The sequence below is a fragment of the Duffyella gerundensis genome, from assembly GCF_001517405.1.
GTDB classification, from domain to species: Bacteria; Pseudomonadota; Gammaproteobacteria; order Enterobacterales; family Enterobacteriaceae; genus Duffyella; species Duffyella gerundensis.
The window spans coordinates 3,431,816-3,445,134 of the sequence record NZ_LN907827.1 but is presented as its reverse complement, the minus strand read 5'-3'; the positions used below and the strand labels follow the sequence as shown (position 1 = coordinate 3,445,134).

12 protein-coding genes are annotated in these 13,319 nt (G+C 55.8%); 9 read left to right on the top strand and 3 right to left on the bottom strand.

What is annotated here, in order from left to right:
• Positions 1-50 precede the first annotated feature (50 nt).
• On the top strand, positions 51-284 hold the full coding sequence (pspG, locus tag EM595_RS15780) for an envelope stress response protein PspG (protein ID WP_067434234.1): 234 nt from the start codon (positions 51-53) through the stop codon (positions 282-284).
• A 194-nt stretch (positions 285-478) separates the two neighbouring features.
• On the opposite strand, the gene EM595_RS15775 is transcribed toward pspG, so the two are convergent.
• Positions 479-1,462: a quinone oxidoreductase gene (locus EM595_RS15775; protein ID WP_067434231.1), complete on the bottom strand. Its 984-nt coding sequence runs from the start codon at positions 1,460-1,462 to the stop codon at positions 479-481.
• 98 nt (positions 1,463-1,560) lie between these two features.
• Here EM595_RS15775 and dnaB point away from each other — a divergent pair, with 98 nt between their 5' ends.
• The 7 genes from dnaB to EM595_RS15740 all read left to right on the top strand — a co-directional run bounded on the left by dnaB (position 1,561) and on the right by EM595_RS15740 (position 8,256).
• Positions 1,561-2,967, top strand: coding sequence for a replicative DNA helicase (gene dnaB / locus EM595_RS15770; protein WP_067434228.1), 1,407 nt, complete (start codon positions 1,561-1,563; stop codon positions 2,965-2,967).
• A gap of 105 nt (positions 2,968-3,072) precedes the next feature.
• On the top strand, positions 3,073-3,555 hold the full coding sequence (locus EM595_RS15765) for an Lrp/AsnC family transcriptional regulator (protein ID WP_067434225.1): 483 nt from the start codon (positions 3,073-3,075) through the stop codon (positions 3,553-3,555).
• A gap of 227 nt (positions 3,556-3,782) precedes the next feature.
• Complete coding sequence (locus EM595_RS15760; protein WP_067434223.1) at positions 3,783-4,397, top strand: YitT family protein; 615 nt, start codon at positions 3,783-3,785, stop codon at positions 4,395-4,397.
• 39 nt (positions 4,398-4,436) lie between these two features.
• Positions 4,437-5,630 carry an amino acid aminotransferase gene (locus EM595_RS15755; protein ID WP_067434221.1) on the top strand — a complete coding sequence of 398 codons (1,194 nt, stop codon included), beginning with the start codon at positions 4,437-4,439 and terminating at the stop codon, positions 5,628-5,630.
• Positions 5,631-5,788: 158 nt separating this feature from the next.
• The gene (locus EM595_RS15750; RefSeq protein ID WP_067434216.1) at positions 5,789-7,339 is read left to right on the top strand and encodes a catalase; all 1,551 of its coding nucleotides are present in this window, start codon (positions 5,789-5,791) and stop codon (positions 7,337-7,339) included.
• Positions 7,340-7,510: 171 nt separating this feature from the next.
• Entirely contained in the window at positions 7,511-7,924 is a 414-nt protein-coding gene (locus tag EM595_RS15745) for a secondary thiamine-phosphate synthase enzyme YjbQ (protein WP_067434214.1), read from the top strand.
• A 2-nt stretch (positions 7,925-7,926) separates the two neighbouring features.
• A complete protein-coding gene (locus EM595_RS15740; RefSeq protein WP_067434212.1) occupies positions 7,927-8,256 on the top strand; it encodes an MmcQ/YjbR family DNA-binding protein in 330 nt (109 codons plus the stop codon).
• 70 nt (positions 8,257-8,326) lie between these two features.
• On the opposite strand, the gene EM595_RS15735 is transcribed toward EM595_RS15740, so the two are convergent.
• Both EM595_RS15735 and uvrA read right to left on the bottom strand, forming a co-directional pair.
• Positions 8,327-9,391 carry an NAD(P)-dependent alcohol dehydrogenase gene (locus tag EM595_RS15735; protein ID WP_067434211.1) on the bottom strand — a complete coding sequence of 355 codons (1,065 nt, stop codon included), beginning with the start codon at positions 9,389-9,391 and terminating at the stop codon, positions 8,327-8,329.
• A 227-nt stretch (positions 9,392-9,618) separates the two neighbouring features.
• Positions 9,619-12,447, bottom strand: coding sequence for an excinuclease ABC subunit UvrA (gene uvrA, locus EM595_RS15730; protein WP_067434209.1), 2,829 nt, complete (start codon positions 12,445-12,447; stop codon positions 9,619-9,621).
• Between the two features lie 228 nt (positions 12,448-12,675).
• Here uvrA and ssb1 point away from each other — a divergent pair, with 228 nt between their 5' ends.
• Complete coding sequence (ssb1, locus tag EM595_RS15725) at positions 12,676-13,239, top strand: single-stranded DNA-binding protein SSB1 (RefSeq protein WP_067434207.1); 564 nt, start codon at positions 12,676-12,678, stop codon at positions 13,237-13,239.
• Positions 13,240-13,319: the final 80 nt, after the last annotated feature.

The window sequence follows — 13,319 nt, the reverse complement described above, 5'->3', positions numbered from 1 at the left end:
GTTTCTTGTAATAGCTAAGACAAGGTAACTAACGCGCTCAGGAGATGACGATGGAAATTCTGTTTGTACTTGGCTTCTTTGTGATGCTGATGCTCACCGGCGTCTCGCTGGTGGGTGTAATTGCCGCCTTGATCATGGCAACGGCGTTGATGGTGGTCGGTGGACTGTTTGCGATGGTGATCAAGCTGCTGCCGTGGTTGCTGCTGGCGGTCGCGGTGGCGTGGATATATCGCGCGGTGAAAAAACCCAAAGTGCTGGTGCGCCGTCGCTATATGCGCTTTTAATTGCCAGAAATTTTGCAGCACAGATCACAAAGCGTAACGGCAGTGGGGAAAGATTGTGTACAGGGCGTGTTTTTTAGCGAGGCGTTCTGGCACTATCCGTGCTGCTGAATTCATAGCCGCTGACCCTACACCCAGCGAGAACGAAAATAAGAAAGCAAGGGCTTCCTTCGGGAAGCCCTCTCTATTTCTGACGATCAGGGAATCAGCAGGCTTGAACCCTGGGTAGTTCGGTTTTCCAGTGCGATATGCGCCTGTTGCGCATCGCGTAGGGCAAACTTCTGCTTCTCCGCCACATCAATCTTGATGGCACCGCTGGCAATCATTGAAAACAGTTCGTTGCTGGCCAGTTCGAGTTCTGCGCGATTGGTAATATAGCCAAACAGCGAAGGCCGCGTCACATACAGCGATCCTTTCTTATTCAGCTGCGCCAGATCGATGCCGGTAACCGGGCCGGAGGCGTTGCCAAAGCTCACCATCAGCCCGCGCGGCTGCAGGCAATCCAGCGACGCTTCCCAGGTATCTTTGCCCACAGAGTCGTACACTACGCGGACCTTTTTGCCGTCGGTCAGCGCGCTTAGCCGCTCTGCAATGTTCTCTTCACGGTAGTTGATGGTAGCCCAGGCACCGGCGCGCTGCGCAATCGCCGCTTTTTCTGCCGAGCCTACGGTGCCGATCAAATGCGCGCCCAGCGCCTTCGCCCACTGGCACGCGATCAGACCAACGCCACCCGCGGCAGCATGAAACAGGAAGGCTTCGCCTGGCGCAACGTGATAGGTCTGACGCAGCAGATAGTGCACGGTCAGCCCTTTGAGAAATGATGCCGCGCCCTGTTCAAATGAGATGGCGTCTGGCAGGTGTGCCAGCCGATCCTGCGGCACATTGTGAATTTCACTGTAAGCGCCGATGGGCGCCTGCGCGTAGACCACGCGATCGCCCGGTTTAAAGTGGCTGACAGCAGCGCCTACCTTAACGACTTTTCCTGCTGCTTCGGTGCCCAGGCCGGAGGGCAAGCTGGCGGAAGGGTAGAGTCCGCTGCGTACGTAGGTATCGATATAGTTGATTCCTATCGCTTTATTCTCAACCTGCACCTCAAAATCCGTGGGATCGCCAGGTTCCACATCGACCCATTCCAGCACGTTGGGTCCGCCGTGCTGGCTGAATTGAATACGCTTTGCCATGCCTCGCTCCTGTGTAATGTCAGAGATGTCGGGAGGACGGCAAGACGACAAAAAGGTATAATTGCGCGTCCCCTCAATTTATCGGTATCGCATTTACTATGGCAGGAAACAAACCCACCAACAAACCTAACGAAACCCGCGACCGTCAGGTTGAAGGCCTGAAGCTGCCGCCGCATTCTTTGGAAGCTGAACAGTCGGTGTTGGGCGGGTTAATGCTGGATAACGAACGCTGGGATAACGTTTCTGAACGCGTGGTCGCCGATGACTTCTTCAGCCGACCCCATCGTCTTATCTTCAGTGAGATGCAGCGCCTGCTGGAAGCGGGCAAGCCAATTGACCTGATTACCCTGTCGGAATCACTGGAAACCCAGGGTCAGCTGGATATGGTCGGCGGTTTTGCCTATCTGGCCGAGCTGTCAAAAAATACGCCAAGTGCAGCGAACATCAGTGCTTATGCTGACATCGTGCGCGAACGCGCAGTGGTGCGCGAAATGATTTCAGTGGCTAATGAAATCGCCGATGCCGGTTACGATCCGCAGGGTCGCAGCAGCGAAGATCTGCTCGATTTTGCAGAATCGAACGTGTTTAAAATTGCTGAAAGTCGCGCCAATAAAGATGACGGACCGAAGAACATCGAGCAGATTCTCGAAGCCACGGTGTCGCGCATCGAATCTTTGTTCCAGACGCCGCACGACGGCGTGACCGGCGTCGACACCGGCTATCAGGATCTGAACAAGAAGACCGCTGGCCTGCAGCGTTCAGATCTGATTATCGTCGCGGCCCGTCCGTCGATGGGTAAAACCACCTTCGCCATGAACCTGTGCGAAAACGCCGCCATGCTGCAGGAAAAACCGGTGCTGATCTTTAGCCTCGAAATGCCCGGGGAGCAGATTATGATGCGTATGCTCGCGTCGCTGTCGCGTGTCGATCAGACGCGCATTCGTACCGGCCAGCTGGACGATGAAGACTGGGCGCGTATCTCCGGTACCATGGGTATTCTGCTCGAGAAGAAGAACATGTATATCGATGACTCTTCCGGCCTGACGCCCACCGAAGTACGCTCACGTGCGCGCCGTATCTATCGCGAACATGGCGGCCTGAGCATGATCATGATCGACTACCTGCAGCTGATGCGCGTGCCAGCGCTGTCCGACAACCGTACGCTGGAAATTGCTGAAATTTCGCGCTCGCTCAAGGCGCTGGCGAAAGAGCTTCAGGTGCCGGTGGTGGCGCTGTCGCAGCTTAACCGCTCGCTGGAGCAGCGCGCCGACAAACGCCCGGTCAACTCCGATCTGCGTGAATCGGGCTCTATCGAGCAGGATGCTGACCTGATCATGTTTATCTATCGCGATGAGGTTTATCACGAAAACAGCGACATGAAAGGCATCGCGGAGATCATCCTCGGCAAGCAGCGTAACGGCCCGATCGGCACCGTGCGGCTGACGTTCAACGGCCAGTGGTCGCGGTTCGATAACTACGCCGGTCCGCAGTACGATGATGAATAACCTGACGGATTGTTCGCCCGCGGCCATCGGAAAATAGTGTTGGACAGCTCGCGAACAATTGAGGTTATCTGTGCGCATTATGGGCCTGATTAAGCAGGGAAACGCATGACGCACATCGACGATTTCGACCTGAAAATATTGACCTTGCTGGAGGCCAATGGCCGCCTGACCAACCAGGAACTGAGCGATCTGGTTGGCCTTTCCGCGTCGCAGTGCTCGCGCCGCCGTATCAACCTCGAACAGGCCAATCTGATTCTGGGTTATCACGCGCGCCTTGCGCCCGATGCGGTTGGGCTGAGCATGATTGGCCTGATTGAAGTCCGCCTGATTAACCACACCACCGAATATGTCACCAGCTTTCACCGTATGGTGGAGGAGGAGTCGGCCATCGTCGATGCCTGGAAAACCACCGGCGATGCCGATTATCTGCTGAAGGTCGCGGTTGCCGATCTCGCCTCACTGAGCGCGCTGATAAGCCAGCTGGTCGCGGGGCATCGCAGCGTGGCGCACATTAAAACCGCCGTGGTGCTGGATCGCCTGAAAGAGAACGGCGTAATGATGAGCCCACCGGTTAACACGCGCCAATAAGGTGCACGCTGCCATAAAATAGTGCATCAGCAGGCGGTAACATGCTAAAAACATGCATCAGTGACGATAAGTATGCGTGATTTGAGCGATTAATGCAGGCTGCATGCACAACTCTCAAATTTTAAGCCCTGTGAAATCATTGAGTTATTGCGCCGGCGATTTTTCGTGGCGTTTTCAGGCGCGATTCTTGCAACGAAAACGCGCTAATTCTCAGTGAAAACAGGCTCATGGATACTATTACTCAACCTGAAACACCCTCGCATACGCTGCTGGAAGATCTTCTCGCGCTGCTGTTTGGCACGCTGCTGGTCTCCTTTGGCGTAGTGATGCTCAAGCAGGCCGGCGCCTTAACCGGCAGTACCGCAGGCATTGCGTTTCTCATCAGTTATGTGACGCCGCTGTCGTTCGGCAGCGCCTTTTTTCTGATCAACCTGCCGTTTTACTGGCTGGCGTTTCGGCGGATGGGCAAGGCCTTTACCCTGAAGACATTTTGCGCGGTGGCGATGGTGTCGCTTTTCACCCGTTTGCATCCGCTGTTTATCCATTTTTCTGCGCTGAATCCCTTTTACGCCACCCTGTTTGGTAACGTGATTATGGGGATTGGGTTTATAGTATTATTCCGCCACAAAGCGAGCCTCGGCGGCATTAATATTCTGGCGCTGTGGCTGCAGGATCGCATCGGTTTACGCGCGGGTAAGCTGCAAATGGCCATCGACACCTGCGTGGTGCTGGCATCGCTGTTTGTGGTCTCGTGGCCGATGCTGCTGGCGTCGATTGCTGGCGCGCTGATCCTCAACCTGATTATTGCGATGAACCATCGCCCTGGCCGTTACGCGGTCTGATATCGTTACCGTTTTTAGCTGATTAAGGAGATCTGCACCGTGTTTCAAAACGTCGATGCCTACGCTGGCGACCCGATTCTTTCGCTGATGGAAACCTTCAAACAGGATCCCCGCGCCGATAAAGTAAACCTGAGCATCGGTCTCTATTATGACGAGCAGGGCATTATTCCTCAGCTGCAGGCGGTTGCCGCGGCTGAAGCACGCCTGAACGCGCAGCCAGCGGTGGCGTCACTTTATCTGCCAATGGAAGGCCTGCCGGCTTACCGCAACGCCGTCGCGCCGCTGCTGTTCGGTGCCGATCATGCAGCCATTACCGAAGGCCGCGTGGCCACGATTCAGACGCTGGGCGGGTCGGGCGCGCTGAAGGTCGGTGCCGATTTTCTGAAGCGTTACTTTCCGGCGTCAAACGTCTGGGTCAGCGATCCCACCTGGGAAAATCACGTGGCGATCTTTTCTGGCGCCGGCTTCGAGGTGAATACCTATCCGTGGTATGACAGCAGCACCCAGGGTGTGAAATTCGAGGCTTTCCTGGCCGCGCTGAAAACCCTGCCGCCGCAGAGCATTGTGCTGCTGCATCCCTGCTGCCATAACCCAACCGGTGCCGATCTCACCAACGCGCAATGGGATGAAACCATTGAGGTGCTGAAAGCACAGTCGCTGGTGCCATTTTTGGATATTGCCTATCAGGGTTACGGCGCGGGCATGGAAGAAGACGCCTACGCCATGCGTGCCATTGCCGCATCCGGTTTACCGGCGCTGGTCAGCAACTCCTTCTCGAAGATTTTCTCACTTTACGGCGAGCGCGTCGGTGGCTTGTCGGTGGTGTGCGAGAGCGCCGAAGAGGCGGGCCGCGTGCTCGGCCAGCTGAAGGCGACCGTGCGCCGCAACTACTCCAGCCCGCCAAATTTTGGCGCCCAGGTGGTTTCCTGTGTGCTGAACGATCCGGCGTTGAAGGCGAGCTGGCTGGCAGAAGTTGAGGCGATGCGCCTGCGTATTCTCGAAATGCGCCAGACGCTGGTCTCGGTGCTCAACACCGCGCTGCCGGGCAAAGACTTTGGCTATCTGCTGCGCCAACGCGGCATGTTCAGCTACACCGGACTGAGCGCGCAGCAGGTTGATCGTCTGCGCGAGGAGTTTGGCGTTTACCTGATCGCCAGCGGCCGCATGTGCGTGGCAGGCCTCAACAGTAAAAACGTACATCAGGTCGCCAAAGCCTTTGCTGCCGTGATGTAACCTTCGCTGATGGCAGGGCGCCTGTCCTGCCATCATGCCCCGCTTCGAGACCAGTCTTGAATTAAGTTCTATCGCTTTCTCATAGGATCAGCAGCGCATCATCTTCCGCCATGTATCACTGACATGGCTGCACTGAACCTATCTGAAGAAAGATTATAATGAACAATAACGCTGCTTTTCGTTTCTCTTTTCAAAAAGTTACCCGTACCCTTTGTCTTGCCGGTCTGCTGACCAGTACGCTGACCGCGCACGCCACCGTGCTAACCCGCGATAACGGCGCACCGGTAGGTGACAATCAACACTCACAAACCGCTGGAACTGACGGCGCGGTGTTGCTGCAGGATTTGCAACTGCTGCAAAAGCTCCAGCGTTTCGATCGCGAGCGGATTCCGGAACGCGTAGTGCATGCGCGCGGCACCGGTGCTCACGGTGAGTTCACCGCCGATAAAGATCTGTCCGATCTGACCATCGCCGAGGTGTTCAAGCCTGGCACCGTCACGCCGGTGTTTGTTCGCTTCTCATCGGTGGTACACGGCAATCACTCACCGGAAACCCTGCGCGATCCGCGCGGCTTCGCTACCAAGTTTTACACCTCGCAGGGCAACTGGGATCTGGTCGGCAATAATCTGCCGGTGTTCTTTATTCGTGATGCGATTAAATTCCCGGATATGGTGCACGCGTTCAAACCCGATCCGCGTACCAACCTCGATAACGATGCGCGTACCTTTGATTTCTTCTCGCATGTACCGGAAGCAACGCATGCGCTGACCATGCTGTTTTCCAACATGGGCACGCCCGCCAGCTATCGGCAGATGGATGGCAACAGCGTTCACGCCTATAAATTTATCAATGCACAGAACGAGGTGCATTACGTAAAATTTCACTGGAAATCATTGCAGGGCGAGCAGAATCTCGATCCCCAGCAGGCCGCGGCGATTCAAAGTACCCAATATAGCCATATGACCGAAGATCTGGTCAGCGCCATCGCCAGGGGCGAGTTTCCGAAGTGGGATCTCTATGTGCAAATCCTCAAGCCTGCGGATATCGCCGCGCTCGACTATAACCCGCTGGATGCCACCAAAATCTGGCCAGGTATTGCAGAAACCCGTGTCGGCCAGATGGTACTCAACCGCAACGTGACGCAGTTCTTCAATGAAACCGAGCAAGTCGCCATGGCGCCTTCTAATCTGGTGCCGGGCATTGAGCCGTCAGAAGATCGTCTGTTGCAGGGCCGCCTGTTCTCCTATGCCGATACGCAGATGTATCGCCTGGGTGCTAACGGCACGAGCCTGCCGGTTAACCGTCCGCGCAATGCCGTCAGCAACGGTAATCAGGATGGCGCCATGAACAGCCGTATCGAGGACAATCAGGGCGTGAATTACCAGCCAAGCCGTCTTTATCCGCGCGAGGAAGTGGCCAGCGCCCGCTACAGCCACAGCCCGCTGAGCGGTGAGACCCAACAGCAGGGAATCGCCAAAACGCAAAACTTTAAGCAGGCGGGGGAGCTGTTCCGTTCATTCGATGCCAAAGCGCAGCGTGACTTAATTCAGTCACTGGGCGGCGCGCTGAGCCGTGCCGATGCCGCAAGCCGTGAAATGATGCTCGCTTACTTCTACAAAGCGGACAAAAACTACGGCGAGCGCCTAGCGGCCGTGACCGGGGATGACGTACAAAAGGTGAAGGCACTGGCCGATAAGCTGGCCGAGTAATGGTGCACGATAGTTTTTATCTCCTGCGCGCCTGAGCAAGATTCCCAGGCGGTAGGAGAGTTTACGGCGGCCTTCGTCCCGCCGTTTTTTTTCGCTTTGTGCGCGCCACAGGTTTACCTTTCAGCCATTTGCTGCACACTTAACGGGACCATTTCGTTAAGGAGCTTTTTTATGTGGTATCAGCAAACTCTCTCCCTCGGTGCCAAAACGCGCGGTTTTCACCTGGTGACCGATGAGATCGTCGGCAAGCTGCCGTTAGGCGAGGTAAAAACAGGCCTGTTGCATCTGCTGCTGCTGCACACCTCCGCTTCCCTGACGTTGAATGAAAACTGCGATCCCACCGTGCGCAGTGATATGGAAAACCATTTTCTGCGTCAGGTACCGGAAAACGCAGATTATGAGCATGACTATGAAGGCGCAGACGATATGCCTGCCCACATTAAATCTTCTTCACTCGGCGTTTCACTGACGCTGCCGGTCAGCAAAGGCAAACTGCTTTTGGGCACCTGGCAGGGCATCTGGCTGGGCGAACATCGCAATCATGGCGGATCGCGACGCATCGTCGCCACGCTGCAAGGAGAATAACAATGACCACATCGGAGCTGCTTTCCTACTGCATGGCGAAGCCAGGCGCGGAGCAACAAGAGCATGAGGCGCTGCAGGCCACGCAGGTGCAGGCGGATGGCGTGCTGTTCGCGATGTTTCATCAGGTTAACGATCGCCCGGCGGTGTCGCTAAAATCGACGCCTGCGCTGGCCGACCTGCTGCGCGAAGAGCATGAAGATGTTTTTCCCAGCCAGCAGCTTAATAAATCGCACTGGAGCACGCTGTTTCTTGATGGCACGCTAAAAGATTCACAGATTTATTATCTGGTGGATGCGTCGTTGCAGCAGGCACTGGCAACCAAAGGCCACTGAATTCGTCTGTTCGCGGGCAAAAAAAAGCGGCCTGAAGATGCAGGCCGCTGGATCATCTTGCCGTCGCGATTTACGCGTTAGCTTCTTTACGCAGTGAATCGATATCGATCACGAAGCGGTATTTCACGTCGCTTTTCAGCATGCGTTCATAGGCTTCATTGATCTGATTCATGTTGATCATTTCGATGTCAGAAATGATGTTGTGCTTGCCACAGAAGTCGAGCATCTCCTGCGTTTCAGCGATGCCACCGATCAGAGAACCGGCGATGCTGCGGCGTTTAAAGATCATGTTAACCACCTGCGGAGCCGGATGGTCATGCTCTGGTACGCCGACCAGCGTCATGGTGCCGTCGCGCTTGAGCAGGTTAATGAACGGGTTCAGATCGTGCTGCGCTGCCACGGTATTCAGAATGAAATCGAAGCTGTTGGTGTGCTGCGCCATCTGATCGGCATCTTTAGAGATAACCACTTCATCCGCGCCCAGGCGTTTGCCGTCTTCTACTTTTGACGGCGAGGTGGTGAACAGCACCACTTTCGCGCCCATCGCGTGTGCGATTTTCACGCCCATGTGGCCGAGGCCGCCGAGACCCACGATGCCGACTTTCTGGCCAGGGCCCACGTTCCAGTGGCGCAGCGGTGAATAGGTGGTGATGCCCGCGCACAGCAGCGGTGCCACGCCAGCCAGATCCAGGTTCTCCGGCACTTTCAGCACAAAGTCTTCGGTCACGGTGATGCTGGTGGAGTAACCGCCGTAGGTGATATCGCCGGTTTCGCGATCCTGGCCGTTATAGGTGCCAACAAAGCCGTTTTCGCAGTACTGCTCCAGGCCTTCCTGACAGCTCGGACAGCTACGGCAGGAATCGACCAGACAGCCAACGCCGACCAGATCGCCGACCTGATATTTATGGGTTTGATTACCCACCGCCGTGACGCGGCCAACAATTTCATGACCTGGCACCACAGGGAAAATGGTGTTTTTCCACTCGTTGCGCGCCTGGTGTAAATCGGAGTGACAGACGCCACAGAACAACACTTCAATCTGTACATCATGAGGGCGCAGTTCACGCGGCTTATATTCAAAAGGCGCTAGTTTGGATTTGGCATCCTGTGCGGCATACGCATGCGTAATATTCATGGTGTCTCCCGACGTGTCGTGAATGATGTGAAAAATAAAGGGGACGACGTCATCATCGTCTCAATATTTCGCGCGGTAAGAAGCTGCGCGAAAGAGGCAGGTTAAGAGTAGTGAGTGATTGGCAGTATGCCTATGCCTGAATGTCTCTGAATCTTGCCTGATTCTGCAGGATGACGTTGAAACGGGCAGAGAAGAGAAGCGGGCCAGCTTGTGCCGGCCCGTAAGATTTATTGTGTTAACAGAGGTTTCAGGAAGCGAGCAGTGTGTGATTTCTCGCATTCCGCCACCGTTTCCGGTGTACCAGAAACCAGAATCTCGCCGCCGCCGCTGCCGCCTTCCGGACCCAGATCAACAATCCAGTCAGCGGTTTTGATCACGTCGAGATTGTGCTCAATCACTACGATGGTATTGCCCTGGTCGCGCAGCTGATGCAGCACTTCCAGCAGCTGCTGGATATCGGCAAAGTGCAGACCGGTGGTCGGCTCATCCAGAATATAGAGCGTTTGGCCGGTGCCGCGTTTCGACAGCTCACGTGCCAGCTTCACGCGCTGGGCTTCACCGCCTGACAACGTAGTGGCTGACTGACCAAGACGAATATAAGAGAGGCCCACATCGATCAGCGTTTGCAGCTTACGTGCCAGCGCTGGCACCGCGTCAAAGAACTCGCGCGCCTCTTCAATGGTCATCTCCAGCACTTCATGAATGCTTTTACCTTTGTACTTCACTTCCAGCGTTTCACGGTTATAACGCTTACCTTTACACTGGTCGCACGGCACATAGATATCCGGCAGGAAGTGCATCTCAACTTTGATCACGCCATCGCCCTGACAGGCTTCGCAGCGTCCGCCGCGCACGTTAAAGCTGAAGCGGCCCGGATTGTAGCCGCGTGAACGCGCTTCCGGCACGCCAGCAAACAGTTCGCGCACTGGCGTAAAGATGCCGGTGTAGGTGGCCGGGTTGGATCGCGGTGTGCGTCCAATCGGGCTTTGATCGATGTCGATCACCTTATCAAAATGATCCATACCGCTGACTTCACGGTAAGGCGCTGGCTCGGCGATGGTGGCACCGTTGAGCACGCGCTGAGCGATCGGGAACAGGGTATCGTTGATCAGCGTGGATTTGCCGGATCCCGATACGCCGGTGACGCAGGTAAACAGCCCAACCGGCAGCGTCAGCGTGACATCTTTCAGGTTGTTGCCGCGTGCGCCGGTGATTTTCAGCACCTTGGACGGATCGCCCTGCACGCGCTGCTCTGGCACGCGGATACCGCGTTTGCCGCTGAGATACTGGCCGGTCAACGACGCTTCCTGCGCCATGATGTCATCGACGGTGCCTTCAGCCACCACCTGACCACCATGCACGCCCGCGCCGGGACCGATATCGATCACATGGTCCGCAGCACGAATCGCATCTTCATCATGCTCAACCACGATCACCGTGTTGCCGAGGTTACGCAGATGAATCAGCGTCTCCAGCAAGCGTTCGTTATCGCGCTGATGCAGGCCAATTGATGGCTCATCCAGCACGTACATAACGCCAACTAAACCGGCGCCAATCTGGCTGGCCAGACGAATACGCTGCGCTTCACCGCCGGAGAGCGTTTCAGCGGAACGGGACATCGACAGGTAGTTAAGGCCGACGTTCACCAGGAAGCGCAGGCGATCGCCAATCTCTTTCAGCACCTTCTCGGCGATTTGTGCCCGCTGACCGCTGAGCTTCATGTTCTGAAAAAACTCCATCGCATGACCAATGCTCATGTCAGAGATGGTCGGCAGCGTGGTGTTTTCAACGTACACGTGACGCGCTTCGCGACGCAGACGCGTGCCTTCGCAGGTGGCGCAGGCGCGGTTGCTGATGAACTTCGCCAGATCTTCGCGCACCGCCGAAGATTCGGTTTCTTTATAGCGGCGCTCCATGTTATGCAGCACGCCTTCAAACGGATGACGACGCACCGAGGTATCGCCGCGATCGTTGATGTACTTAAATTCGATGTTCTCTTTGCCGGAACCGTATAACACCACCTGCTGCGCTTTTTCGCTCAGCGTGTTGAACGGCTCTTCCACATCAAACTGCAGGTGCTCAGCAAGGGAACGCAGCATCTGGAAATAGTAGAAATTACGGCGATCCCAGCCGCGAATCGCGCCGCCGGCCAGTGACAATTCCGGGTTTTGCACCACGCGATCGGGATCGAAATATTGCTGTACGCCGAGGCCGTCGCAGGTAGGGCAGGCGCCCGCCGGGTTGTTAAACGAAAACAGGCGCGGCTCCAGCTCACTCATGCTGTAACCACAAATCGGGCAGGCAAAGTTGGCCGAGAACAGCAGCTCTTCAACACTGCTGTCGTCCATGTCCGCGACGATCGCTGTGCCGCCGGACATCTCCAGCGCGGTCTCAAAGGATTCAGCCAGGCGAGTGGAAAGATCGTCGCGTACTTTAAAGCGATCGATAACCACTTCGATGGTGTGCTTCTTCTGCAGTTCCAGCTTCGGCGGATCGGAGAGATCGCACACTTCGCCATCGATGCGTGCACGGATGTAACCCTGCGCCGCCAGATTCTCCAGCGTTTTGCTGTGCTCGCCTTTACGATCTTTCACCACCGGTGCCAGCAGCATCAGGCGGCTGCCTTCCGGCAGTGCCAGCACGTTGTCCACCATCTGACTGACGGTTTGCGCGGCCAGCGTGACATCGTGATCGGGACAGCGCGGCTCGCCAACGCGTGCAAACAGCAGGCGCAGGTAGTCGTGAATCTCGGTAATGGTGCCGACGGTTGATCGTGGGTTATGTGAAGTGGACTTCTGCTCAATGGAAATAGCAGGCGACAAGCCTTCGATGTGATCGACATCGGGCTTCTCCATCAGCGACAGGAACTGACGGGCATAAGCAGAGAGGGATTCTACATAACGGCGTTGGCCCTCGGCATAAAGCGTATCAAACGCCAGCGAGGACTTGCCTGAACCTGACAGGCCGGTGACGACAATCAGCTTGTCGCGCGGGATGGTCAGGTTGATGTTTTTCAAATTGTGGGTACGCGCCCCACGGACTTCAATCTTATCCATTCACATTTCCCGGATTAACAGACGTCACCATGCCTGACTCCCCGGCATGGCCAGAACGAAACGTATTATTATGGCATAAAAAAACCTGAATGGATATCCAGTATTCTGTTGCAACTGGGTAACGACTGGAGGAAAATTGGAAGCGTGATCCTGAGTATGCGCCATCCCGGTGGCGTGTTAGAATTGATCGATTAAAATGTACGTCAATACACATTTGGAGAGTTCAACATGGCCAGCAGAGGCGTAAATAAAGTAATTCTGGTAGGGAATCTGGGTCAGGACCCGGAAGTTCGCTACATGCCCAATGGTGGCGCCGTTGCCAACATTACTCTGGCCACGTCTGAGAGCTGGCGTGACAAGCAAACTGGCGAAACCAAAGAGAAAACCGAGTGGCACCGCGTTGTGCTGTTCGGCAAGCTGGCGGAAGTCGCGGGCGAATACCTGCGTAAAGGTTCCCAAGTTTATATCGAAGGCGCACTGCAGACGCGTAAGTGGACTGACCAAAGCGGCCAGGAAAAATACACCACCGAAGTGGTCGTAAACGTGGGCGGCACCATGCAGATGCTTGGCGGCCGTCAGAGCGGCGGCGCAGCGGGTGCAGGCGCACCGGCAGGCGGCGGTCAGGGCAACAACAACGGTTGGGGCCAGCCACAGCAACCGCAGCAGCAACAGCAGCAGGGCGCAAATAACCAGTTCAGCGGCGGCGCGCAGTCTCGTCCGCAGCAGCAGAACAGCGCACCGGCTAACAACAACGAACCGCCTATCGATTTCGACGACGACATCCCGTTCTAAGATTTCGATTGCCGATATTCTGATTTTTCCTAAGCCTTGCTCTGCAAGGCTTTTTTATTGCCTTTCTCTGCCCGCGCAGA

Bases quoted from the DNA above. Each gene is read 5' to 3' on its own strand.
- EM595_RS15735 (WP_067434211.1), bottom strand. From the start codon at position 9,391: ATGAATATTACGCATGCGTATGCCGCACAGGATGCCAAATCCAAACTA.
- EM595_RS15745 (WP_067434214.1), top strand. From the start codon at position 7,511: ATGTGGTATCAGCAAACTCTCTCCCTCGGTGCCAAAACGCGCGGTTTT.
- pspG (WP_067434234.1), top strand. From the start codon at position 51: ATGGAAATTCTGTTTGTACTTGGCTTCTTTGTGATGCTGATGCTCACC.
- EM595_RS15760 (WP_067434223.1), top strand. From the start codon at position 3,783: ATGGATACTATTACTCAACCTGAAACACCCTCGCATACGCTGCTGGAA.
- EM595_RS15765 (WP_067434225.1), top strand. From the start codon at position 3,073: ATGACGCACATCGACGATTTCGACCTGAAAATATTGACCTTGCTGGAG.
- EM595_RS15740 (WP_067434212.1), top strand. From the start codon at position 7,927: ATGACCACATCGGAGCTGCTTTCCTACTGCATGGCGAAGCCAGGCGCG.
- uvrA (WP_067434209.1), bottom strand. From the start codon at position 12,447: ATGGATAAGATTGAAGTCCGTGGGGCGCGTACCCACAATTTGAAAAAC.
- EM595_RS15775 (WP_067434231.1), bottom strand. From the start codon at position 1,462: ATGGCAAAGCGTATTCAATTCAGCCAGCACGGCGGACCCAACGTGCTG.
- dnaB (WP_067434228.1), top strand. From the start codon at position 1,561: ATGGCAGGAAACAAACCCACCAACAAACCTAACGAAACCCGCGACCGT.
- ssb1 (WP_067434207.1), top strand. From the start codon at position 12,676: ATGGCCAGCAGAGGCGTAAATAAAGTAATTCTGGTAGGGAATCTGGGT.
- EM595_RS15750 (WP_067434216.1), top strand. From the start codon at position 5,789: ATGAACAATAACGCTGCTTTTCGTTTCTCTTTTCAAAAAGTTACCCGT.